At 65.1% G+C, this 20,672-nt stretch carries 26 protein-coding genes and 2 tRNA genes; 14 read left to right on the plus strand and 14 right to left on the minus strand.

Annotated features, from left to right (window positions below):
• Positions 1-25 precede the first annotated feature (25 nt).
• Both QQ977_RS04765 and QQ977_RS04770 read right to left on the minus strand, forming a co-directional pair.
• The gene (locus QQ977_RS04765; protein ID WP_285927851.1) at positions 26-370 is read right to left on the minus strand and encodes a four-helix bundle copper-binding protein; all 345 of its coding nucleotides are present in this window, start codon (positions 368-370) and stop codon (positions 26-28) included.
• A gap of 103 nt (positions 371-473) precedes the next feature.
• Positions 474-878 carry a helix-turn-helix domain-containing protein gene (locus tag QQ977_RS04770; RefSeq protein WP_285927853.1) on the minus strand — a complete coding sequence of 135 codons (405 nt, stop codon included), beginning with the start codon at positions 876-878 and terminating at the stop codon, positions 474-476.
• 349 nt (positions 879-1,227) lie between these two features.
• Between QQ977_RS04770 and QQ977_RS04775 the strand changes: the two genes are divergently transcribed.
• The 5 genes from QQ977_RS04775 (at position 1,228) to QQ977_RS04795 (ending at position 4,148) form a co-directional block, all read left to right on the plus strand.
• A complete protein-coding gene (locus QQ977_RS04775) occupies positions 1,228-2,073 on the plus strand; it encodes a universal stress protein (protein WP_285927854.1) in 846 nt (281 codons plus the stop codon).
• 103 nt (positions 2,074-2,176) lie between these two features.
• Positions 2,177-2,422, plus strand: a complete 246-nt coding sequence (locus tag QQ977_RS04780; protein WP_285925886.1) for a sulfurtransferase TusA family protein — start codon at positions 2,177-2,179, stop codon at positions 2,420-2,422.
• Between the two features lies 1 nt (position 2,423).
• Positions 2,424-3,011, plus strand: coding sequence for a DsrE/DsrF/DrsH-like family protein (locus tag QQ977_RS04785; protein ID WP_285927855.1), 588 nt, complete (start codon positions 2,424-2,426; stop codon positions 3,009-3,011).
• A gap of 10 nt (positions 3,012-3,021) precedes the next feature.
• Entirely contained in the window at positions 3,022-3,276 is a 255-nt protein-coding gene (locus QQ977_RS04790) for a HalOD1 output domain-containing protein (RefSeq protein ID WP_285927857.1), read from the plus strand.
• Between the two features lie 119 nt (positions 3,277-3,395).
• The gene (locus tag QQ977_RS04795; RefSeq protein ID WP_285928744.1) at positions 3,396-4,148 is read left to right on the plus strand and encodes a DUF2797 domain-containing protein; all 753 of its coding nucleotides are present in this window, start codon (positions 3,396-3,398) and stop codon (positions 4,146-4,148) included.
• 16 nt (positions 4,149-4,164) lie between these two features.
• Here the strand turns inward: QQ977_RS04795 and QQ977_RS04800 are convergent, their stop codons facing one another.
• The 6 genes from QQ977_RS04800 to QQ977_RS04825 all read right to left on the minus strand — a co-directional run bounded on the left by QQ977_RS04800 (position 4,165) and on the right by QQ977_RS04825 (position 8,937).
• Positions 4,165-4,578 (minus strand): desampylase, encoded by a 414-nt coding sequence (locus tag QQ977_RS04800; protein WP_285927859.1) that lies wholly within the window; start codon positions 4,576-4,578, stop codon positions 4,165-4,167.
• The gene (locus QQ977_RS04805) at positions 4,575-5,498 is read right to left on the minus strand and encodes an ABC transporter substrate-binding protein (RefSeq protein ID WP_285927860.1); all 924 of its coding nucleotides are present in this window, start codon (positions 5,496-5,498) and stop codon (positions 4,575-4,577) included. Before QQ977_RS04805 ends, QQ977_RS04800 begins: the two co-directional genes overlap by 4 nt.
• A gap of 37 nt (positions 5,499-5,535) precedes the next feature.
• Complete coding sequence (locus QQ977_RS04810) at positions 5,536-6,141, minus strand: hypothetical protein (protein ID WP_285927862.1); 606 nt, start codon at positions 6,139-6,141, stop codon at positions 5,536-5,538.
• 141 nt (positions 6,142-6,282) lie between these two features.
• On the minus strand, positions 6,283-7,026 hold the full coding sequence (locus QQ977_RS04815) for an SDR family oxidoreductase (protein ID WP_285927863.1): 744 nt from the start codon (positions 7,024-7,026) through the stop codon (positions 6,283-6,285).
• Positions 7,027-7,074: 48 nt separating this feature from the next.
• Positions 7,075-8,601: a carboxypeptidase M32 gene (locus QQ977_RS04820; RefSeq protein ID WP_285927864.1), complete on the minus strand. Its 1,527-nt coding sequence runs from the start codon at positions 8,599-8,601 to the stop codon at positions 7,075-7,077.
• 54 nt (positions 8,602-8,655) lie between these two features.
• Complete coding sequence (locus tag QQ977_RS04825; RefSeq protein ID WP_285927866.1) at positions 8,656-8,937, minus strand: DUF7533 family protein; 282 nt, start codon at positions 8,935-8,937, stop codon at positions 8,656-8,658.
• A gap of 78 nt (positions 8,938-9,015) precedes the next feature.
• On the opposite strand from QQ977_RS04825, the gene QQ977_RS04830 reads away from it, so the two are divergent.
• Positions 9,016-9,615, plus strand: a complete 600-nt coding sequence (locus tag QQ977_RS04830; RefSeq protein WP_285927867.1) for a riboflavin synthase — start codon at positions 9,016-9,018, stop codon at positions 9,613-9,615.
• Positions 9,616-9,617: 2 nt separating this feature from the next.
• Here the strand turns inward: QQ977_RS04830 and QQ977_RS04835 are convergent, their stop codons facing one another.
• Entirely contained in the window at positions 9,618-10,631 is a 1,014-nt protein-coding gene (locus QQ977_RS04835; protein WP_285927868.1) for a PrsW family intramembrane metalloprotease, read from the minus strand.
• Positions 10,632-10,806: 175 nt separating this feature from the next.
• Between QQ977_RS04835 and QQ977_RS04840 the strand changes: the two genes are divergently transcribed.
• The 4 genes from QQ977_RS04840 to QQ977_RS04855 all read left to right on the plus strand — a co-directional run bounded on the left by QQ977_RS04840 (position 10,807) and on the right by QQ977_RS04855 (position 14,136).
• Positions 10,807-12,252 carry a DUF402 domain-containing protein gene (locus tag QQ977_RS04840; RefSeq protein WP_285927870.1) on the plus strand — a complete coding sequence of 482 codons (1,446 nt, stop codon included), beginning with the start codon at positions 10,807-10,809 and terminating at the stop codon, positions 12,250-12,252.
• Positions 12,253-12,359: 107 nt separating this feature from the next.
• Positions 12,360-13,259 carry an acyltransferase gene (locus QQ977_RS04845; RefSeq protein WP_285927871.1) on the plus strand — a complete coding sequence of 300 codons (900 nt, stop codon included), beginning with the start codon at positions 12,360-12,362 and terminating at the stop codon, positions 13,257-13,259.
• Positions 13,260-13,339: 80 nt separating this feature from the next.
• A complete protein-coding gene (locus QQ977_RS04850; RefSeq protein ID WP_285927872.1) occupies positions 13,340-13,645 on the plus strand; it encodes a DUF7577 domain-containing protein in 306 nt (101 codons plus the stop codon).
• A gap of 167 nt (positions 13,646-13,812) precedes the next feature.
• Positions 13,813-14,136 (plus strand): HalOD1 output domain-containing protein, encoded by a 324-nt coding sequence (locus QQ977_RS04855; protein WP_285927874.1) that lies wholly within the window; start codon positions 13,813-13,815, stop codon positions 14,134-14,136.
• On the opposite strand, the gene QQ977_RS04860 is transcribed toward QQ977_RS04855, so the two are convergent.
• A complete protein-coding gene (locus QQ977_RS04860; protein ID WP_285927875.1) occupies positions 14,126-14,851 on the minus strand; it encodes a hypothetical protein in 726 nt (241 codons plus the stop codon). The genes QQ977_RS04855 and QQ977_RS04860 overlap by 11 nt on opposite strands.
• A gap of 303 nt (positions 14,852-15,154) precedes the next feature.
• Here QQ977_RS04860 and QQ977_RS04865 point away from each other — a divergent pair, with 303 nt between their 5' ends.
• The gene (locus QQ977_RS04865) at positions 15,155-15,400 is read left to right on the plus strand and encodes a PRC-barrel domain containing protein (protein ID WP_285927876.1); all 246 of its coding nucleotides are present in this window, start codon (positions 15,155-15,157) and stop codon (positions 15,398-15,400) included.
• Between the two features lie 813 nt (positions 15,401-16,213).
• Here QQ977_RS04865 and QQ977_RS04870 read toward each other — a convergent pair.
• Positions 16,214-16,284, minus strand: a tRNA-Gly gene (locus QQ977_RS04870).
• 133 nt (positions 16,285-16,417) lie between these two features.
• Between QQ977_RS04870 and QQ977_RS04875 the strand changes: the two genes are divergently transcribed.
• The gene (locus tag QQ977_RS04875; protein WP_285927877.1) at positions 16,418-17,212 is read left to right on the plus strand and encodes an NAD+ synthase; all 795 of its coding nucleotides are present in this window, start codon (positions 16,418-16,420) and stop codon (positions 17,210-17,212) included.
• Positions 17,213-17,216: 4 nt separating this feature from the next.
• On the opposite strand, the gene QQ977_RS04880 is transcribed toward QQ977_RS04875, so the two are convergent.
• Entirely contained in the window at positions 17,217-17,915 is a 699-nt protein-coding gene (locus QQ977_RS04880) for an enoyl-CoA hydratase/isomerase family protein (RefSeq protein WP_285927878.1), read from the minus strand.
• A 60-nt stretch (positions 17,916-17,975) separates the two neighbouring features.
• Between QQ977_RS04880 and QQ977_RS04885 the strand changes: the two genes are divergently transcribed.
• The gene (locus QQ977_RS04885; RefSeq protein ID WP_285928746.1) at positions 17,976-18,680 is read left to right on the plus strand and encodes a DUF7114 family protein; all 705 of its coding nucleotides are present in this window, start codon (positions 17,976-17,978) and stop codon (positions 18,678-18,680) included.
• Between the two features lie 80 nt (positions 18,681-18,760).
• Positions 18,761-18,832, plus strand: a tRNA-Thr gene (locus QQ977_RS04890).
• A gap of 198 nt (positions 18,833-19,030) precedes the next feature.
• Here the strand turns inward: QQ977_RS04890 and QQ977_RS04895 are convergent.
• Both QQ977_RS04895 and QQ977_RS04900 read right to left on the minus strand, forming a co-directional pair.
• Positions 19,031-19,954 carry an MBL fold metallo-hydrolase gene (locus QQ977_RS04895; RefSeq protein WP_285927879.1) on the minus strand — a complete coding sequence of 308 codons (924 nt, stop codon included), beginning with the start codon at positions 19,952-19,954 and terminating at the stop codon, positions 19,031-19,033.
• 47 nt (positions 19,955-20,001) lie between these two features.
• Positions 20,002-20,577, minus strand: coding sequence for a hypothetical protein (locus tag QQ977_RS04900; protein ID WP_285927880.1), 576 nt, complete (start codon positions 20,575-20,577; stop codon positions 20,002-20,004).
• Positions 20,578-20,672 lie beyond the last annotated feature (95 nt).

Raw genomic sequence — 20,672 nt, forward strand, 5'->3', positions numbered from 1 at the left:
TGCCCGATACACGAGCGACTCGAGCTTAGCTCGCCATCTCTCGACACGACTCCGCACACGTCGGCAGAACCTCGGCACACACTCGACAGTGTTCGTGATCGAACTGCTCGCACTCCTCGGCACACGCTTCGCACACATCGGCACAGACGGCAGCCAGATCACCGTGATAGTCCGAGTCGCGAGCCATAAGCCTCGCGTGTAGCGTCGTCAGATCCGCGACGTCGCGACAGAGCCGGACACACTCGGCCATCGCTTCGCCCTCGTCGGCACAGGCGTCCGCACACCACTCACAGGCCTGTGCAGCCTCGAGGCAGTTGTCGATACACTCCTGCATAACCTCGTCCGCGTGTGAAAGGTCTTGTAACGACATGACAACACGGAGTACGCGTCGTCGTCCGGTCAACTCCGTGCATGCCGCTGCAAGCGGCTGTCACGGGAACACGGACAGCGGACGAGCCTCCTGACGGGAAGTTCTAGCTGTCGACGACGGCAGCACCATCGTCGACGTGCTCGTACTTGTCTTCGAACTCTTGGATCAGCAGCCCCATCTTCGCGTACCAGTCGTTCAACATACGCCGCATATCGCCCGCGATCTGAGACGGGTCGGTCGGGTAGTAGACGTGGTAGTACCCGCCCTGGTCGTAGTTGATCTGGTCTTTCTGGATGAACCCGCTCTGGAGCAGTCGCTGGATCGACCGGTAAGCGGTCGAGCGTTCGCGATCGACCCGCTCTGCGACCTCGTCGATCGTCATTGGCTCGTCGTGCTCGACCATCGCCTGAAAACACTCCGTGTCGAGTCGCTTGAGCCCGTGGATACACTCGAGCAGTCCTTCACACTGCATATCTCGTTGTAGCTGTTCTGCCATTGGATCGGCCATTACCCTGACATAGGAGAGCCGTCGATAAAAGGATTTTGTGAGTATTGTACAATTGTATTTGAAAGCTACTAGCGGATGCAGCGGTTTCGTTGCGTCCCACCACGGTGGTGCCGTCGGTCGCGTCGCGTTCGAAGCCGATATCGAGTAATCGCCCACCGGTCGACCCTCCCTTCCGGAGAATCAAGTGGTATCGAGGCCACTACACGTTCATGGTTATTTTTCTCTCTCTTGAACCAATATTCGATATCTGGGGAAGTGAATGCGTGGCCCAACACCGTATCACTGCGTATCGAATACCCTTGTATTGGGTTATCAAAACAATATTATACCGTCGGGACCTACCACCGGTATGAAAGCAGTACTGGCGACCGATCTGTCGGCAGCGAGCGAAGCGACGATCGAGAACGAGGTCTGTCTCGAGTGTCTCGGACGGATCGGCATCGATGAGATCCACCTGGTGACGGTCGTTCCGTCGAACGTACACGCCGGAATGCCGGGCATCGACTTCGAAAAGCGACGACGGAAGGCTCTCGAGCGCTACCGTCGCGCCATCGAGAGCGCCGGGTTCGACATCGAGACACACGTCGTCCGCGGGACGCCACACCGACGTATCACCGGCATCGCGGAGACGATCGGCGCCAGCCTGACGGTCGCTGGCTCGCGCGGACAGAGCCCACTCGAGAACCGCGTCATCGGATCGACCGCCAGAAACCTCGCTCGAACGACGGAGACGCCGCTTTTGATAAACCGGATCGAGCGCGAAGTCGACGAGCCCACCATGGTCCGAACACACCTCTTCCAGCGGATGCTGTATGCGACCGACTTCTCCGACAACGCCGAGCGGGCATTCGAGGCGTTCTCGTATCTCCGCCACGCCACCCAGGAGGCGACGCTCGTCCACGTACAGACGCCGAAAGATCCGGGACTGTCCGAAGGGGACGATCCCGGCGAGCAACTCGCGGAGTTGGCGAGCCAGCTCAACGCGTGGGGGATCGAGACGCAGACGGACGTCCGTCAGGGCGATCCAGCCGAGGAGATTCTCGCCGCCGAGGAGACGCACGATCCGACGACGATCCTCGTCGGTTCGCGCGGGCAAAGTCGACTCCGTCGACTGTTGCTCGGTAGCGTCTCCGAAGACGTCGTCGCTCGAGCGACCGGCAACGTACTACTCGTGCCGCCGGCTCGCGTGACCTGATTCCAAGCTCCGATCGAGCGCCGACGGTCGATCACGATAACCGACGCCCTTTTACTTTCGCACATTGTATTGTGTGATAGCTCCAATATAGAGCACAATAACCATGAGCACGGAATACGACGTTACGGAGACGCTCGACGTGAAAGGACAGTCCTGCCCAATGCCGGTCGTCAAGACGAAACAGGCGATCGACGACCTAGCAGAGGGTGACGTCCTCGAGGTGGTGGCGACGGATTCGGGGAGCATGAGCGACATCGACGGCTGGGCAGCGGGCACCGACGGCGTCGATCTCCTCGAGCAGGTCGAGGGCGACGGCGTCTACAAACACTACGTACAGAAGACTGACTGAGATGAGTACGGACAACCCCACACCGGCCGACGACGCCGATCCCGCGGTCGACGCCGCCGACTTCCAGGCGCTTCGTGAACGCGTCGACGACCTCGAGTCGTCGCTGGCCGACGCCGATAGCGACGACGACGGCAAGAAGATGACGATCATCGCCACGCAGGGGACACTCGACATGGCGTACCCGCCGCTTATCCTCGGGAGTACGGCCGCCGCCTTCGGCTGGGACGTCGTCGTCTTCCACACGTTCTGGGGACTCGACATCCTCCACGAGGAAAAGGCCAGAGAGCTCAAACTCAGCGCCGTCGGCAACCCGAACATGCCGGTGCCAAACGCCGTGGCGGCCCTGCCCGGCATGGACGCGATGGCCACCAAGATGATGCGAAAGAAGATCGCCGACAACGAGACCGCCACTATCGAGGAGCTGATCGAGCTCTCGCTGGATCAGGGCGTCGATCTGCAGGCCTGTCAGATGACGATCGAGCTGATGGACTACGACGAAGACGACTTCTACGACGGCGTCACCACCGGTGTCGGCGCGGCCACCGCGATCCAGCACATGGCCGAGTCGGACATCCAGCTGCTCGTCTAACCACTCACCAATGCATGGATCCGAAACCGAACACACCTTGGCGAAACCGAGTCTCCGCGTCGTCGAAGCGATCGCCGATGCGGAAGACGTCCACCCCGCAGATCTCGAACCACCGCTCAACGACGTCGTCGATCCGACCGCGCTCGACCTGTTGTTCGAATCGACCGCCGCAGACGACGACACCACTCGTCGTGGCCACGTCTCGTTCCAGTACCGGGACTACGACGTAACCGTCGACTCGAGTGGGACCGTCGAGCTGGCGTAACGACGGTTTTGTCGACGCTGTCGCGGTCGAGAGCCGACGGTGCGGCGTTCGCAACCGCTAGACGGCGAGACACCGCCCGCATCGTCACACCTATGGCTGAACCGCCCCTACGGGCGAGCGTGCAGATCGTCGGCTACGAGCGAAGCGGGGTCGGATCGGCGGTGCTCGTCAGCGACGACGGCGACGTTCGACGCCGCTCGCTCGAGTCCGGCACCGAACTCGACGGCACGCTGGGACGTCGCGTCTGTGCCGGCACGATCGACGGCGACGTCCATCAGCCGTGTGATCGACCGACCGCACCGTTTTGTGCATATCATACGAGCACGTGGGTGTGTGCGACGTGTACCGGCACGTGTCTGAAAGACGAGATGGACTGTCACGAGACTCACGCGGTCTATCTCGCAGCCTTCGCTCCTGACACGTTCAAAGTCGGCGTCACGAAACGCCGTCGCCTCGAGACCCGACTTCGCGAGCAGGGTGCGGATCGTGCCGCACACATCCGGACCGTCGAGAACGGCCGGATCGCCCGCGAGATCGAAGCCGAGATCGCCCGCCGGCTACCGGACCGCGTTCGGACGGCCGCCAAAATCGAGGGTCTCACAGCAGCCGTCGACGAGGACGCCTGGGAGACGCTGCTCGCCGAGTACGACGTCGCCGAGCGGTTCGATCTCGAGTACGGCCTCGACCTCGAGACCAGGCCGATCCGCGAGACGATCGCCGCGGGGACCGTCGTCGGTCTCAAAGGCCGACTGCTCGTGCTCGAGCAGGGTGGAACGAACTACGTCGTCGACCTGCGTGACCTCGTCGGGTACGACCTCGAGACGGGCGAGAGCGATCGGAGCCGTCAGTCCTCGCTCGACTCGTTCGGGTAGCCGGTCTCGTCTCGGCCTACGCGAACTCGACTGCCTCGCGTTCGAACCGTTCTGACTCCTCGCGCCATCGCCAGGATCCGATCTCGGGGTCGTCGGCGAGCGAGACGATGACGTACGATCGATCGGGCCAGGCCGCCGCCTCGACGTCCGTCTCGCTCGGCGAGAGTGGGCCACGTGGATGTGAGTGATAGAAGCCGACGATCTCTTCGCCGCGGTCCTCGAGTCGCTCGAAGATCGCCAGTTGCTCTTCGGGATCGATCCGGTACCGATTCAGAGGGGTGTCGGCCGCGTTTTCGGCGGGGTAGTGCGAGCGAACGCGACTGCATTTCTCGTCGAACTCGCCACCGAAGACGCCACAGATCTCCCGTGGGCTGCCCGCTCGAGCGTGTTCCAGGATCGCCTCGCGAACGTCGGCCGGGATGGAGATCACGGCTCCGTCGCCTCGCGTTCGAGGTCGGCGACCGAAACGGCGACGTCCGTGGGCGGCCCCACAAAGTGGTCGGGCTGGACGATCGCCGCGAGGTACTCGAGGGTGTCGACGAGTCGCGGGCCGGGCCGGTTGACGTAGTGGTGGCCGTCCATCGCCCACACCCGATCCTCGCGGACGGCGGTGAGGTCGCTCCAGCCCTCACGCTCGGTGAGATCACCGATATTTTCGGTGATCTGCTCGAGGTCGAACCCGCAGGGGGCGACGACGAGTACCTCGGGATCGTACGCGAGCACGTCGTCCCACTCCCGTGGCGTCGATCGATCGGCCGGATCGGCCATGCCGTACTCCCCGCCGGCGGCTGTGACGAGTTCGGGGGTCCAGTGACCGGCCACCATCACGGGGTCGGTCCAGTCGAGGACGGCGACGCGTGGCCGCTCGAGGGCGTCCGAAGCTGTCTCGCGCACGTCGTCGATCCGCTCGCGACGTCGCCGAACGATCTCGGTCGCCCGGCGTTCGCGGTTGGTCACCCGACCGATCCGTTCGATGTCGCCGAGAACGTCCGCGACCGTGTGCGGATCGGTCGTCACGATTTCGGGATCTGCCGTAATCGCTTCGACGGCGCGTTCGATTACCGCCTCGTCGACCGCACAGACGTCACACATTCCCTGGGTGACGATCACGTCCGGCTCGAGGTCATCCAGTAACCCGACGTCGACCTCGTAGACACCCTCGTCACCCGTCTCACGGACCTGCCGATCGATCTCGGTGCTCGACGCGTCGGCGTCGATTCGCGAGGTCGTGACCGAGGGAATCTCCCCGACCCAGGGTGGGTAGTCACACTCGTGGGAGACGCCGACCGGCTCGAATCCGAGTTCGGCGACGATCTCCGTCGCGGAGGGTAACGTCGTGACGATTCGCATACGTCAGATACGAACCCCGACGGCAAAAGGAGTCGCGTTAGCGGATCCCACGTGGGCCGTCTTCGTCCTCGTTCTTACCGTCGTCCTCGTCGAGTCCGCCGCCGTCGGCACCATCGGCCGGCGTCTCCGGATCGTCGTCCGTCGGCGCCTCGGTGACGTCGATCTCGGTGACGGTCGACTCGTCGGCGGTCTCGTGGCCGCCGGCCGACTCGAGATCGGTCCGTTCGACGTCGCCGTCCTCGAGCGCGTCGTCGACAGCGCCTTCGTCGATCTCGATGACGACCCCGTCGGCGGTTTCGCGACGGCCGAGTAGCGTCTCGAACGCCGTCTCCGTCTCTTCGTTTACGGCCCAGGCGAATCGGAGCAGCCGGTCGAGTTCCGGGTCGACGTCGGTGCCGAGCCGATCACGGGTGAGCTGGTCGATGCTTCGTGCGCCTTCGGGGTGGAGATACTGGAACGGGTGATCGTTCGGAACTTCGCGCAAGTCGACGTCGAACGACCACAGGTACGGCACCACCTGTACGGCGTATCCCTGTGGTTTCGGGGCGCGCCTGCCTGCGGCCGTCAGTGCGATCGTCAGTGCCGTCGAGCGGGCGTCCGTATCGTAGTAGACGCCCGGGACGCCGGGAATCGAGAGTCTCATCGTCGGGAGGTGGCGCGCGCTCGGCGTGAACGTGTACCCGGCACAGTCAGCCCCGTTTTGTAGGGACGGACATCGTCTGGACCGATGGTTGCTTCAGGTCACAGAAAATCCGGACGACGGTTCGAATCGGTACAGTGGCCGTCAGAATCCCGTGAACTTGTCCCGCCGGTAGAGATCGAGTTCGGACACCGAGGAGTGCTCTCGCGTCGCGGCGAACGCGATCGCCTCGGCGATCTCTTCGGGTTCGGTGACCTCGCCCTCCTCGAACCGCTCGGCGAACGTATCGCCGTCGGTCGTCTCGAACTCCGAGCGGACCTCCGAGGGGTTGACGATCGTCACTCCGATGCCGTCGTCGCCGACCTGTGCGGCGACGCTCTTGGCGAAGCCACGGACCCACCACTTCGTCGCCGCGTAGGCGGGGTTGAACGGCCGCGGGTACTGTCCCGCGAAACTCCCCACGAAGATCAGGTGTCCCTCGCGCTCGCGAACGTGAGGGATCGCTTCCCGCGTCGCGAAGAAGACACCGTCGACGTTCGTCTCCTGCATCGTCCGGTAGTCCTCGGTGGCCATCGTCTCGACGTCGCTGCCACGGCCCAGCCCCGCGTTGTTCACCAGGACGTCGAGTCCGCCGAACCGATCGACGGTCGCCTCGACGAGCGCCTCGACCTCCGCTTCGACGCGAACGTTCGTCGGCGCGACCAGCACCTCGACGTCGTACTCGGCCTCGAGGTCGGCCGCGATCTCCTCGAGTCTCGCCTCCCTGCGGGCTGCAATCGTCACGTTCGCGCCCTCGGCTGCGAGTTCGTGGGCCGTTGCCGTGCCGATGCCGGCGCTCGCCCCGGTGACGATCGCCGCCTGTCCCTCGAGTCGTCGGTCGTTCGTCATGGCCGGAGCAACGTCGTCGACCTTGTTCGGTGTTTCGCTCCGCGGGGATCAGTACCCCTCGAGGTCGTACAGCTCGCCGTACTTCGATTCGGCGTACTCGAGGAAGGGGTCGGCCGTCAGCCGCTCGCCGGTCGCCCGTTCGATCAGCTCGGGAGTGGTGTAGCGTTTGCCGTGGGCGTGGACGTTCTCGCGGAGCCAGCCGTTGAGGTCGTCGAACGCGCCCTCGCGGGTCCGGTCGTCGAGGTCGCCGAGGTCGTCCTCGGCAGCCGCGTACAGCTGTGCGGCGAGCACGGAGCCAAGCGAGTACGTCGGGAAGTAGCCAAAGGAGCCGTGCGACCAGTGGATATCCTGCAGACAGCCCTCCGCGTCGGTCTCGGGGCGGACGCCCAGATACGCCTCGTACTTGTCGTTCCAGACCTCGGGGACCTCGGCGACCTCGAGCTCGCCCCTGATGAGCTCGCGTTCGATCTCGAACCGGATCACGATGTGGAGGTGGTAGGTGAGCTCGTCCGCCTCGACCCGGATGAGGTTGTCGTCGTAGACCTGGTTTGCGGCCTCGTAGGCCTCGGCTGGCGTGACGTCGTCGGTCGCGGGGAACCTGTCGGCGACGGCAGGGAGAAACCGCTCCCAGAACGGCCGCGAGCGGCCGACGTGGTTCTCCCAGAGCCGGGACTGGGACTCGTGGACCGAGAGGTCACGGGCCTCGCCGAGTGGGGTGGCGTACCCCTCGTCGGGCAGCCCGAGGGTGTAGTTCGCGTGGCCGAACTCGTGGACCGTCGAGGTGAGCGAGCCGAGCAGATCCGTCTCGTCGAACCGGGTGGTCACGCGGGCGTCGAACTGAGTTCCCGAGGAAAAGGGGTGTGGCGCGGTGTCGAGTCGACCCCGGTCCCAGTCATAGCCCAGCGTGTCGAGGACGTCGCGACACAACGCTTCCTGGGCGTCCGGATCGAACTCGCCGTCGAACGCGTCCGTCGCGAGGTCGGCGTCAGCGTCGCCGATCGCGTCGATCAGTGAGACGAGTTCGTCGCGCAACCGCTCGAGGACGTGTTCGGCGGTCTCGAGGTCGACGTAGGGTTCGAACTCCGCGAAGAGCACGGCGTAGGGATCCGCGTCGGGGTCGACGTGCTCGGCGTACTCGCGTTTGAGCGAGACGAGTTCCTCGAGGACGGGTGCGAACGTCTCGAAGTCGTCCTCGGCTTTCGCTTCCTTCCACGTGGGGTGGGCGTTCGTCGTCGTCTCCGAAATCCGCTCGACGAGCTCTCGGGGGACGCTCGTCTGGCGATCGTACTCCCGGCGAATCTCCCGAACGACTGCGGCTTGCTCGTCGGCGAGGTCGGCCGACTCGAGTTCCTCGAGGAGGTCGCCGGTCTCCTCGTCGGTCAGCAGTTCGTGAGAAAGCGACGACAGCGTCGAGAGCTGCTGTGCCCGGGCTGGCGTCCCCTCGTCGGGCATCACGACCTCCTGGTCCCACTTGAGCACGCCGGCGGCGTTGTCGACGTTTCTGATTCGCGTGACTCGCTGCTCGAACTCCGCGTAGACGTCCGGGTCCGTCGTCGAGGTCTGGTCTGTCGCCATCGAATCGGGGTACGGCTGGAGGAGCTATCAACGTCGGGGTTCGAGGACGGACGCTCACTCCGCGTCCCGTTTCGACTCGCTCGAGTCCGAGTCTGGCTCGCCCGCGTTCTGGTCGCCGACGACCGCGCCCACGACTCGTTTTGCGAGCAGCGCGGGCACGTCCGTCGGCAGCGTGAGATACTGTTTGCCGGCTACGAGCCCACCGGCGAGCACCAGCAGGGCCGTCCCGACGACCGGCTCGCCACGGACGAGTACGAACTCGAGGCCGGCCAGCGCGGCCGGAATCGCGAGAATCAGCGTGCCGGCGAGCGTGATCGTATCGAGGATCCCTGCCATCGGCCGACAGGACGTGGGCGACGCCCAAAAACACGACGACCCGGAACGGCTTTCCCCTATCGCCCGTCATCCACGGCTATGTTCACGGGAATCGTCGAGGAGACGGGTGAGATCCTCGCCCGGACGGCAACGGACGACGGGCTGCGACTGCAGATCGGGGCCGACGAGGTCGCGACGGACCTCGAGCACGGCCAGAGCATAAGCGTCAGCGGGGTCTGTCTCACGGTCGAGACGTTCGAGGAGGGCGAGTCCTTCGAGGTCTTCCTGGCCGAGGAGACGATTTCCCGGACGTACCTCGGTGATCTCGAGGACGGCGACGTGGTCAACGTAGAACGGGCGATGCCCGCGGACGGCCGGTTCGACGGTCACGTCGTCCAGGGTCACGTCGACGCGGTGGCGACGGTCGAAGCCGTCGAGTCAGCGGGCGAGGACTGGTTCTTCGAGTTCCGGCTGCCGGAGGGGTACGACCGCTACGTCGTCGAGAAGGGCTCGATCACGCTCGATGGCATCTCGCTGACCGTCGCCGACCTCGCCGAGGACCGCGTGACCGTCGCGATCGTGCCGACGACCTACGAGGTGACGACGCTCTCTGCGAAGGAGCCCGGCGATCCGGTCCACCTCGAGGTCGACGTGATCGCGAAGTACGTCGAGGGGCTGCTCGAGGGATACGTCGAATAGCCCTAGCGTCGCGAGGGATCGAACTCGGTCAGCTCCGATCGGGGCTCGCCGGTGTCGCCGGCGCTTACGTCGCGGTAGGTACGGCGGTAGTGGGCGATCTTGCGATAGAGGTAGTAGCCGATCGCGACGTTGTATCCGACGACGTAGGTGACGAAGACGGCGTCGGCGGTGACGGGGTAGAGACCCGCGACGAAGCCGGGAATGAAGCCGACGGTGATGTTGTACGTCGCGTGGACGAATGCGGCGACGAGCAGTCCCTTGGCGATGAGCGGCCCTGCGTACTGGCGGTTGAACTTCGCGAGTCCGAGGTAGTAGCCCGCGATGGCGGAGTAGATGACGTGGCCGGGACCGACGAGCGCGCGGACGGTCGCGATCTCGGTCGCAGCCGTGTACAGCCCCGCCTCGGGACCGACCTCGGCGACAACTTGCGTAATGTAGATGACGTTCTCGATCGCCGCGAAGCCGAGGCCGGCGACGGCGCCGTACACCGTGCCGACGATGACGGCGTCGAAGCTCTCGCTTCGGTAGGCGAAGACCCGGACGGCGAGCAGCTTGACGATCTCCTCGACAGGGCCGACGATCAGGTAGAAAAAGAGGGCGGCACCGACGACCGGGATCGGGTAGAAGACGCCGGCACCGATCGTGTTGATGACGGCGGCGAACGTCGCAAACAGGACCGCGAGTGCGAACGTGGCCACGAGCAACCCGAGTGGCTCCCGCGTCGTGATGTCCGCCCGCCAGATGTACGCCGCGAGCAAGAGGGCGGGCACGATCGACAGCAGGAAGAAGACGCTGATCGCGGGCTCGTCGGCGACGAGCACGGCCGGCGAGGCGAGCAACGCGAGCGTGAACATGAACGCGGCCGCAAGAACGACCCCTCGGAGACCGTAGTTCAGTGCCGCGTAAACGCTGTACGCGAGGTGATCGAGCGTCGATCGGGGCTCCCACGTCGAGACGTCGTAGAGGTCGACGGAGTCGTCTGCGGCTCGCTCGACCGGATCGCGCCTGCGTGTCATGCCCGCACGTACGGGTTCCGCCCCGGTAATACGTTGGTTCGCGGAACCGTCTTCGACGGAGGATATGCGGCCGACGACTCGGAATCCACAAAGGCACCGCGTTCTAACTCGAGGGCATGTACTTCGACCGACGACTGCGGCCGATCGATCCGTGGACGGGGGTGGCCGGTCGACGATGACGACCGTTCGCGTTCGTGGCATCTACACGACGGCAGTGACCAGGCTGCTCGAGACGGCCGACTGTGAGGTCGTCCAGGCTTCCGAGCCGATCCGGGACCGGTTCGACGAGACGTTCGGGTTCGAGCCCGCCGACGTCACAGTCGAGACGACTCGCGACCGACAGGGCGTCTCGGTGTCGGGCGAACCGGACGCCGTCGAGGCGGTCACAGCCGAACTCGAGTCGGTCGCGATCGACACGTTCCGGTGGGACGCAGACGCTCCGCGAGGGGCGGTTTTCGACGCCGAGGTCGTCCAGACGGCCGGCGGCGGCGGTGCGGTCGAACTCGGCGACACCGTCCGGGGCTATCTACCCTACGACGACGTCGACGGCTACGTCGACGTTGGTGACCGCTACCGGGTACAGGTCCAGGATCCGAAGCCGCCGTGGGACGACGACCGTCCGCTCGTGCGCCCGACCCTCGCAGTCGAGGGCGGACTCCTCTCGCTCTCGCGGGACCGGACCGGCGTCTCGGCGGCAACCGACGGCGAGGAGGCGACCGAACTCGTGGGCATGACCGACCTGCTGTCGGCCGAGCCGCCGGAGGGGTGGGGGGTGCGCTGGAACCGCATCGCAGCCGAGGCCAATCTCGAGGCGATGGACGACGCGCTTGCACGTGCAGCCGAACAGGCGCGAACGCTCGAGGACGCCCTCGGAGGCGTCGACGACGAGCCGGGCAAGCCACGACGGCTCGCGACACCCGAAGCGACGGTGTGGCTCTGGTTCGGTCGCGAATCCAGGTTCGCGCTGGACGGAGTTCGTCGCGACGTCGAGACGACGATGCCCGGCCATCACCGGATCAAGGCCGCGGATCGAACGGCGAGTGCGGCCGTCGACTTCGCCGAATCGGTCTGTGGATCGCAGTGGAACGACGACGGCGACGACGATGGCGACGCGTTCGCGTTCCCGTTCGACGCCGTCTCGCGTCGGTTCGGCCCCTCCGACGACGATCGGCTCGCGCTCGGCCACGGCAAACCCGACGGCCGCCTGCTCACGCTCGGGACCGGCGACGTGACCGACTGGGATCCCGAGGGAACGATCACGCTCGAACGCCGGATGCACGGCGGCGGAACCTACGACGCACTCGACGTGCCGAAGGAAGACGGCGACGTCGCGGTCACCAAGCTCCGGGAAGGTCGGTGGTGGTATCCGACGACGTACAAAAACGAAGACGGGGAGACGAAGGGCACGTACGTCAACGTCTGTACGCCCGTCGAACTCTTTCCCGACTGTGCCCGGTACGTCGACCTCTACGTCGACGTGGTCCGTCACCGCGACGGTACCGTCGAGGTCGTCGACGACGACGAACTCGAGGCGGCCGTCGACGACGGGCTCGTCTCGACGGCGCTGGCCGAAACGGCACGGAACGTCGCAAGCGCCGTCGAGCGAGCGCTCTCGAAGTGACGACGTGGACGCGACTCGGCCTCGACGGTTCGGTGCCAGTAAGACAAGTCCGGCAAACGCAGCCGCACAACCGAACCCCTATCAAGGCAGCCCAGTAAGGAGCGGGTATGACAAAGCGGCACGTCTCGCTCCCCGACGAGGCCGAGGCGGGTATGCGTGAGTTCATCGAGACAGTCGACGAGCGACTCTCGAGCGACGAGGACACGTGTTCGATCGTCGAGGACGTCCTGGTCGACCTCTCGGGCGACCGAGACGCATACGACCGATGGCAGGCAGGTGCGGACGTCTCGCCCGCCGAACGGATCCGGCTCCAGAGTTACGACCCCTGTAACACCACCCTCGAGAGCGAGTACTACGCCGAGAAAGACGAAGCGAAGTTTCGCCGATCGAAACACCTCCAGTGGCTGTGGCGCCAGTTCGACAGCCTCCCGATCGCGGACAACGTCGAATTCGCCTTGCGGTTCCGACAGATGCTCGCGAACCACCTCTTCGAGGAGTGTGGCGAAAAATGCCGGTTCTTCAAGGGTATCACGTTCACCTACGGACACAACATCTCCGTCGGCGACAACGTCGTGATCCACGACGACGTCCACTTAGACGACCGCGGCGAACTCTCGATCGGCGATCGCGTTTCGATCTCCGACGGCGTCCACGTCTACAGCCACGATCACGACGTCGTCGACCAGACAGAGGTCCGCAACTACCACACGATAATCGAAGACGACGTCCGGCTCACCTACGACGCCGTCGTCCGTTCGGGCTGTAGGGTCGGCGAGAACGCCATCGTCGGCGCTCGCGGCGTCGTCCAGAACGACGTGCCCGCCCACCACATCGCCGTCGGCATGCCGGCAAAGAGCGTCAAGATCAAACCCGGCTGGGAGTCGACCGCGACGCCGGTCGACGAGGCCGGCGTCAACCGACAGGAACAGCGCCGGATCGAGTACGACCTCCCCGACGACCTCAAGCAGTTCGACGAGTTCGGACGCGACCTCGAGCCACCACGGTAACTCGTTCACATTCCCGTGACGGTCGCGGGTAGTGACGGGCCACGGAATATCCAAGTGCTTCGAGAACGTATGTCACACCGATGGAGCTCTGGGGCTGGCTCGTCGGGTACGTGGTCCTGTTCGCCCTGCTTCACCTGTTACTGTACTACGCCTACGTCCGCCGTGGAAGCGACGACGGCTCCCCGATGCCGTCCTTTGCCGACGGCAACCGCGCCGGTACCCAGTACTCTTCGAGCTCCGACGGCTACTCCGGATCGGGCGACGACACCGACGCCGAACCGGAGTTCGACGGCGAGACGATCAGGTGTCCCCACTGCGGCGTCCGGAACGACGCCGACAAGACGTACACGTACTGCTGGAACTGCATCTCGACGCTTCGGCAGTGATCGGCTGGTGGCAAGTTCCGCCACGAGTGACGCCCGCCCGGACAGCCAATCTCTCTCCGGTTGAAACGCACCACGAATCTGTACATCTAACCGAAAGTTCTGTAAATACTACGGGTAATAAACGATTGCGTTTTATATCAGGAGTTCTCTCGCAAAGACGCGATCGTATGTACGACCGAGACCCCACGTCCAACCACGACACGCCACGTCCTCCCGCAGTGTATCGCGTCACGCACGACCCGGACGGTCCCGCCACGCTTAGTACGACAGTCGTGCACGCACTCGCCGACTGCCTCGGCGTCGACGTCACCGACGCGACGTTCACGCTGTACGACTCGATCGACCCCGACGCGCTCGATGCCATCTTTCGACCACGTTACGACGGGGCGGCCCGCACCGGCGGTCACGTCTCGTTCGTCGTCCAACGACACTACGTCACGGTCTACGCCGACGGCGAGATCCTGATCGAGCCGACCGAGGCTACTCGGTAATCGCCGTCTCGAGCGCCTCGAGGTGATCGATCCCGACCACGGCGACGACGTCACCACGGTTGCGAATCGACTCGAGGCGATCGACCATACACCGTTCGCGCGTTTCGTCACGATACGCGGACGCGCCGTTGTCGTCCCCGATCAGCGCCCGAACGCCGGCGACGTGGGTCCGCTCGTGTGCTGCCTGGCGGGCCGGCGGATCGGCGTGATCCACCGCGTACTCGATCCGGTCGTCACACGCGACCGTCATCGCGGTCGTACGTGTCACCGTCGCTGCGAGTCGACACGTCATCGCCTCACGGGTCGCACTGCCGAGTCCCGACATCACCCGTTTCGCGGTCTCGAGCGGGACGCGATCGGCGACGAGTCGCGCGATCAACCGGCGCAGAAACGACCAGTTCGGCGCGTCGATTCCGACGACGTCGGCGTCGGGTGCGGCCTGGATCGCCGCGCTCATCTCGCCGCCGAACCGCGGCGGCGTCGCGTCCTCCCGGGCGTACATCCGATACAGATCGATCGCGGCGGAGGGCAACTCGAGGGCGAGCACGGCCGGTCGAACCGACTCGAGAACGCTCCGGACGCGGGCGACGCTCGCCGGATGATCGTGGACGACGCCGACGAGGAAGACGTCGCCGTCGTCGCCCGAAATTCGACGACAGAACCGGGGATCGACCCGGGGGTCGTCGAACGTAGCGGCAAACGAAGAGTCGGCCATGAACTCGCATGGACGTACGTGAGCGGCGATATAATCCTTCTGTTCCTCGGCTCAACGTCAGCTTGATCGAGCGGACGCTGAATGAGAATCTCGGCCCCAACGCGTTCTCGTCGCGGAACTCGATCGTTTCTGATGCCAATCGTCCGTTTTACCGACCGTTTTGGGATAACTGGGGGCGAGTCGGCAAAACGACGGCGTCGCTTTATTGCCGTCTCGACCGTCTGCTTTCGCAGGTCGTGAGAAAGGATCGACCGTGACGCCTCCCAGCCCGTCTCGCGGTCGTGACGACTATCGGATATACACATGTCCAGAACGACACTCACCGCGGACGACGAGGGGAAACGCGTCCTGAACACCGACGGAACGGCAGTCGGCCGAATCGTCGATGTCGAGGACGGTCGCGGCTACGTCGAGCCGGATCCGAGCCTCACCGACACGATCAAGGCAAAACTCGGCTGGGGCGACGTCAGCGAGACCGCTCACCCGCTCGACGAGGGCAGCATCGAGAGGATCACCGACGACGAGGTGTACCTCCGCGGCAATCTCTAAGTCGACCGAGTGTCGACCGCGTCGTGTCGCACCACCAGGTGTTCGCGTCGAGTGATACGCATCGAGAAAGATGGTGACGTTGGAACGGAAAGTGAATCGAGTATGGTGCCCTCGCTGTCTCGACTCACATGTCCAGTATCGCTTGACCTGGATCGTGTGACCCTGGTTAGCCCGATACCGGACGCCCCATCGGAGTAGGACCTGCTGGCCCTCTTACGCCATCCTCCGCCCGTCCAACCACCCCGACCGTTCGTGGCCGTCGTCGCCAGGTGGGACATGGGAAACCGGCGTATTTAGCGTTGTGGCCGCCTGCTCAGAGGGCTTAGCTCTTGTGGCCGACGGCGAGATAGACGTCCGAGCTCCGGGTTCGTTTCGGATCGATCGACGGCCCACGGGGCGTGTGATACTGCCGGACGTACGTCGTGAACGATTCTTGCCGCCCCGAAGTGGCGAGAACCGTCACACAGTTACGTCCGATAGTATGAGACCTACCGCATCTCCTCTAGCGTTTGAACGGTGTCCGACATGATCCACGCCGTTTCGCTACCAGGCTCTTCGAGGCAGATCGCAAAGAACGAATCTCGTCCATCGTCGACAGTAATCCGGTACCCACGGCTCGTTAGCACCTGGCCCTCGTCGGGAGGGGATTCACGACTAGTCACGGTTGTACTTCGAGGCAGTCGCGGATAACGACCTCGGTTCGCGACGAGCACAGGAGCGGTCGACGATCTCGAGTGACGGAAGCGATGCGCCGTCGAATCCAGCAGACGGAGGCGTGGATCACCGCACGAGGAGACAGAACCGGGTCCGGTATGCGCCGGCCGGGAATTGAACCCGGGCTATGAGCTTGGGAAGCTCATGTCCTACCACTAGACCACCGGCGCTCGTCTACGCATTCTTTCCGTTCTGGGCACTTGAACGTAGCGCTCTCGACGGAACGATCACGAATCTTGACGTCCGGTCACTTTTTCGCGGCGAGGCGAGTCTATTTGGCCGCGTCGGCCATACGGGCGAGCGATGATGGACCTTCGGTTCTCGGAGGCAGAACTGGAACTGCGACGCGAACACATTACCGACTTCATTCGCGAACAGGTCGACGCCGCGGGTGTCGACGGAGTCGTCCTCGGACTCTCCGGTGGGATCGACAGTACGCTCACCGCCTACCTCGCGGTCGAGGCCCTCGGTGCCGACGCCGTCCACGGCCTCGTTCTCCCCGCCCGAGTCAGCGACGACGAGCACATGGGAGACGCCGAACGGGTCGCTCACGACCTCGAGATGCCCGTCGACGTCATCGAGATCGAGCCGGTGATCGAGACGCTGCTCGAGGCCTATCCCGAGGCGGAGGACGATCACGTCGCCGTTGGCAACGCTCGGGCGCGCGTACGGGCAGTGTTCAACTACCTCGTGGCGAACCACGAAGACCGGCTCGTACTCGGCACCGGCAACCGCAGCGAGGCCGCGGTGGGCTATTTCACCAAGTACGGCGACGGCGCGGTCGACTGTCACCCAATCGGGAACCTCTACAAGGCACAGGTCCGCCAGCTCGCCCGTCACGTCGGCGTGCCGGAGGAACTGGTCACGAAGACGCCGACGGCCGAACTGTGGGCCGACCAGACCGACGAAGAGGAGATGGGACTGGACTACGACACGCTCGATGCCATCCTCGCGACGCACGTCGACGGCCCGCTGTCGTCTGCCGCTGCCGCCCGTCACCTCGCCGTCGACGAGGAGACCGTCGCGACCGTTCGCGGCATGTACGAGGCGAGTGCACACAAACGAACCGTACCGCCGGCACCCGAGCCGCTCGAGTAGCGGACTACTCCCGCAACGCGGCCAGCTCCTCGGCGTGGGCGACGACGAGGTCTGCGAACGCCTCGGCCTCGCGTCGTTCCTGGCGTTTTCGGTCGCCGTCGTCGCGCAGTCGTCGTTTCAGTACGGAGAGTGCGTCGGCGGCGTTGTCGGCGAGTTCCGTCGCAACCGTCCGGGGGTCGTCCTCGATCCGCGAGATGAGTCCCATCCGGAGTGCCTCCTCGGCGTCTACCACCCGTCCCGAGAGCGCAAGCTCGAGGGCGTCGCCCTCGCCGAGCACCCGCGGGAGCCGGACCGTCCCGCCCCACGCACCGAAGAGACCGAACGTTACGCCCGGCTCGCTGAACGTCGCCTCCGGCGTCGCGACCCGGAGGTCACAGGCGAGTGCGAGTTCGAGACCACCGCCTCGTGCCGGTCCGTCGATCCCGGCGACGACGATCGACGACGACTCCTCGATCGCGGTCGCGACCGCCTGGCCGCGTTCGGCGAATCGCCGTGCCTCCGGCCCGTCGAGTTCAGCGACGACGTCCAGATCCGCCCCCGCACAGAAGGCTGGTCCGGTTCCTTCGAGATAGACGATCGGTTCGGTGGCGTCGACGATCGCAGCCTCGAGTTCGTCGAGTCCCTCCCAGGGAAGCGCGTTGCGCGCGTCGGGACGATCGATCGTCACGGTGCAAATCTCGCCGTCGGCGTCGGGTTCGATCATGCCGAAACGTGGGATGGCGTTTCCAAAGGTCTTTGCCTCCTCCGCCGTAACCCCCCGATGATGGACAGGGCCGCCCGCTGCCGGCGCGCCGCCCGCGACGCCGTCGCGGACGTCGAACCGCCCCGGTTGCACGACGTTATCACCGACCTGCTCGAGGCCGCATCGATGACGCCGGGTGTACTCACGCTCGAGAGCGCCGTCGCGATCGACGCCGACGCCGACGCCGACGTCGAACCCGTCCTCGATCGCGCCGCCGGCGTCCAGCTCATCTACGAGGGCCTGCGCCTGACGCGATCGCTCGCACACGCCGAACCGTGGGCAGACGCCAACACCCACACCTACACCGATGCCGACGTCGTAAGCGACGACCTCGATGCCGACCTCGAGATCCTCGCCGCCGACATCCTCGTTGCCCGCGGGTTCTACCTGCTCGCACGAACCGGTGCCGCAGAGATGGCCGTCCGGACCGTCCAGGCGTTCGGCCGCGACCAGACGCTGCGCGAGCAGCCGGACGCCGACGCCGAGGCTATCGACGCCAACCTCGAGTGTGACGTCCTCGAGCTCGCGGTGACTGCCGGGACGTCCGCGGTCGGGTCGACGCCGCCGGCCGAGCTGTTCGCAATCGCAAACGACGTAAGCGACGCCGTTGGCGTCGGCTTTCCACCTGCGACAGAGTGTCTGTCCGATCTCGATATATCGGAGATGGACGCGACCCCGGGTGAGGAGGCTGCGACCGATCGAGCAACGTCGGCGACTGACTCGTGATCGCGTGACGCGCGACGGATGCACACCCCCGTGGTGAATCGAAACCCATAAAGATGACTCCCGGCAACAAGCAAGTGCGTGCCTGGGTAGCTTAGCGGTAAAGCGCGTCCTTGGTAAGGACGAGAGCCCGGGTTCAAATCCCGGCCTAGGCTTTGTCGTTTCCTTCAACTCTCATCGCCTGATATGGATTGCTGTACTCAGCTACCTGGGCAACCGAAAGACGAGTCGCGGTTGCCATGGGCTGACAGTAGTCAGTACGAATCGCACTGGCTCGAGACGGGTCTGCTCGGCCGACCTCGAGCAGTCAGACGGATTCCCGAAAGCCGAAACTCGGTTTCCGGTGGGTATCGCTACGAATCGAACTCGGCTCGGCGTCGATAGACGACCGGCTCGCGGGCGACGCGTTCGACGGTCCCCTCGCGCTCGAGGCGCTCGAGGTGAGCCGCCGCCTCGCCGGCTCCGAACTTGACGTGGACGTCCGCGAGGTCACCGAACAGCTCGCAGGCGAGTTCCCACGGCGTCGCCGGGCCGATCGCCTCGAGAGTCCGCGTGACGCGTTCGGTTCGCTCGCGGTGGTGGGCACGGACGACGTCGATGCGATCGGACTCGAGGCTCGTCCCGTGACCGGGCAGGAGCCGGCCCGGTCGCTCCTCGAGACGGTCGAGTGTGTCGCGATACGTCGCGAGTGGATCGGTCGTTCGGGTGTCGCTGCCGCCGACGTTCGGGGTGTACGTCGGCAAGACGGCGTCGCCGACGAACGTCACGTCGGCGGTCCCGAACGCGGTGTGACCAAGCGTGTGCCCCAGCGTGGCCAGCACCTCGAGGCCGGCGACTCGGTCGCCGTCGGAAAGCGTCTCGACCGGGTGGGTGTCGGACATCGACGACGGCTCGTCGCCTGCGATCACCGACGCGACCGTTTCGTGGGGGACGCCCCACGACCGCATCGCCGTCGCGTCTCGCTCGAGTCGGTTCTCGCGCTCGGCGGCGTAGTCGGCGACCAGGGTCGCGTCGTCTTCGCCCATCGCGACCGTCGCGTCCGCCTCCATCGCCAGCCGCGGCGCGAGTCCAGCGTGGTCTGCGTGCCAGTGTGTGACGAGTACGTGTTCGACGTCTGCGAGCGCTACGTCGGCGCGGTCGAGTCCGGCCCGGAGGTCGTCCCAGGCATCGTCGGTCGGCGGCCCGGGGTCGATTACGACACCCCGGTCGGGCAGGACGTACGCGCTGTTCGTTCCTTCCGGCGTTCCCTCGCCGACGGCGACGCGCTCGACGATCATGGCCGATCGATATACCGCGAGTTCCCTTACTCCGACGGTTTCGGGCCCTAGTAATGTTTGAACAACAGCGCACGGACGTCGTCTTTCGTCTGAACGTCCTCGGTCGTGCCGTCGGGAAGGGTGACCCGATACCGGTAGTCCGCAGACGGCGACTCCGCCCACTTGTCGTCGTGAGTCTCGAGCAGGCTCATCATCCGGTCGAGCATGTCGTCGTCGGTGGCGTCTCCGTTCGAGTCGTCCGCGGACGCGTCGTCCGAGTCGCTGGCGGTCCCGTCGTTATCCACGTCTTCGGTTGCGTCCGCCGTCTCGAGCTGGCTCTCCTCGTCGTACGACAGCGTCCCCTCGTCGGTTCCGGAATCGTCGGTCGTCGACGGGGACGGTTCCTCGAGTTCCGTGGCGCCGTTTTTCATCTCCCCCTCCTCTCGCGAAACCGCGAGATCGTCCATCGACGGCGCTTCGAACCCGCCATCGACCTCGAGGTCGTCCTCGAGGGTATCGATCAGGAACTGGATGGCGTCGTGGTCGCGGACGTGACCGTACTTGCCGACGACCGTTTCGGACAGCTCCTCGCGCAGGCGCTGGACGTAGGCGTACTGCTCGTCGGTGACCTCGAGCGTCTTCATGTCTCCCCGATGTCGTGGCGGGTACATAATAGTTCCAGCACGCACCGTCTCGACGTCACCGGGGTGGCGAGAATCGTCACACAGTTACGTCCGAT

It is taken from the genome of Natrialbaceae archaeon AArc-T1-2 (assembly GCF_030273315.1).
Classification (GTDB): domain Archaea; phylum Halobacteriota; class Halobacteria; order Halobacteriales; family Natrialbaceae; genus Tc-Br11-E2g1.

Coding starts and splice junctions, on each gene's coding strand:
- QQ977_RS04765 (WP_285927851.1), bottom strand. CDS start 370: ATGTCGTTACAAGACCTTTCACACGCGGACGAGGTTATGCAGGAGTGT.
- QQ977_RS04770 (WP_285927853.1), bottom strand. CDS start 878: ATGGCCGATCCAATGGCAGAACAGCTACAACGAGATATGCAGTGTGAA.
- QQ977_RS04775 (WP_285927854.1), top strand. CDS start 1,228: ATGAAAGCAGTACTGGCGACCGATCTGTCGGCAGCGAGCGAAGCGACG.
- QQ977_RS04780 (WP_285925886.1), top strand. CDS start 2,177: ATGAGCACGGAATACGACGTTACGGAGACGCTCGACGTGAAAGGACAG.
- QQ977_RS04785 (WP_285927855.1), top strand. CDS start 2,424: ATGAGTACGGACAACCCCACACCGGCCGACGACGCCGATCCCGCGGTC.
- QQ977_RS04790 (WP_285927857.1), top strand. CDS start 3,022: ATGCATGGATCCGAAACCGAACACACCTTGGCGAAACCGAGTCTCCGC.
- QQ977_RS04805 (WP_285927860.1), bottom strand. CDS start 5,498: ATGCGAATCGTCACGACGTTACCCTCCGCGACGGAGATCGTCGCCGAA.
- QQ977_RS04810 (WP_285927862.1), bottom strand. CDS start 6,141: ATGAGACTCTCGATTCCCGGCGTCCCGGGCGTCTACTACGATACGGAC.
- QQ977_RS04815 (WP_285927863.1), bottom strand. CDS start 7,026: ATGACGAACGACCGACGACTCGAGGGACAGGCGGCGATCGTCACCGGG.
- QQ977_RS04820 (WP_285927864.1), bottom strand. CDS start 8,601: ATGGCGACAGACCAGACCTCGACGACGGACCCGGACGTCTACGCGGAG.
- QQ977_RS04825 (WP_285927866.1), bottom strand. CDS start 8,937: ATGGCAGGGATCCTCGATACGATCACGCTCGCCGGCACGCTGATTCTC.
- QQ977_RS04830 (WP_285927867.1), top strand. CDS start 9,016: ATGTTCACGGGAATCGTCGAGGAGACGGGTGAGATCCTCGCCCGGACG.
- QQ977_RS04835 (WP_285927868.1), bottom strand. CDS start 10,631: ATGACACGCAGGCGCGATCCGGTCGAGCGAGCCGCAGACGACTCCGTC.
- QQ977_RS04840 (WP_285927870.1), top strand. CDS start 10,807: ATGACGACCGTTCGCGTTCGTGGCATCTACACGACGGCAGTGACCAGG.
- QQ977_RS04845 (WP_285927871.1), top strand. CDS start 12,360: ATGACAAAGCGGCACGTCTCGCTCCCCGACGAGGCCGAGGCGGGTATG.
- QQ977_RS04850 (WP_285927872.1), top strand. CDS start 13,340: ATGGAGCTCTGGGGCTGGCTCGTCGGGTACGTGGTCCTGTTCGCCCTG.
- QQ977_RS04855 (WP_285927874.1), top strand. CDS start 13,813: ATGTACGACCGAGACCCCACGTCCAACCACGACACGCCACGTCCTCCC.
- QQ977_RS04860 (WP_285927875.1), bottom strand. CDS start 14,851: ATGGCCGACTCTTCGTTTGCCGCTACGTTCGACGACCCCCGGGTCGAT.
- QQ977_RS04865 (WP_285927876.1), top strand. CDS start 15,155: ATGTCCAGAACGACACTCACCGCGGACGACGAGGGGAAACGCGTCCTG.
- QQ977_RS04875 (WP_285927877.1), top strand. CDS start 16,418: ATGATGGACCTTCGGTTCTCGGAGGCAGAACTGGAACTGCGACGCGAA.
- QQ977_RS04880 (WP_285927878.1), bottom strand. CDS start 17,915: ATGATCGAACCCGACGCCGACGGCGAGATTTGCACCGTGACGATCGAT.
- QQ977_RS04885 (WP_285928746.1), top strand. CDS start 17,976: ATGGACAGGGCCGCCCGCTGCCGGCGCGCCGCCCGCGACGCCGTCGCG.
- QQ977_RS04895 (WP_285927879.1), bottom strand. CDS start 19,954: ATGATCGTCGAGCGCGTCGCCGTCGGCGAGGGAACGCCGGAAGGAACG.
- QQ977_RS04900 (WP_285927880.1), bottom strand. CDS start 20,577: ATGAAGACGCTCGAGGTCACCGACGAGCAGTACGCCTACGTCCAGCGC.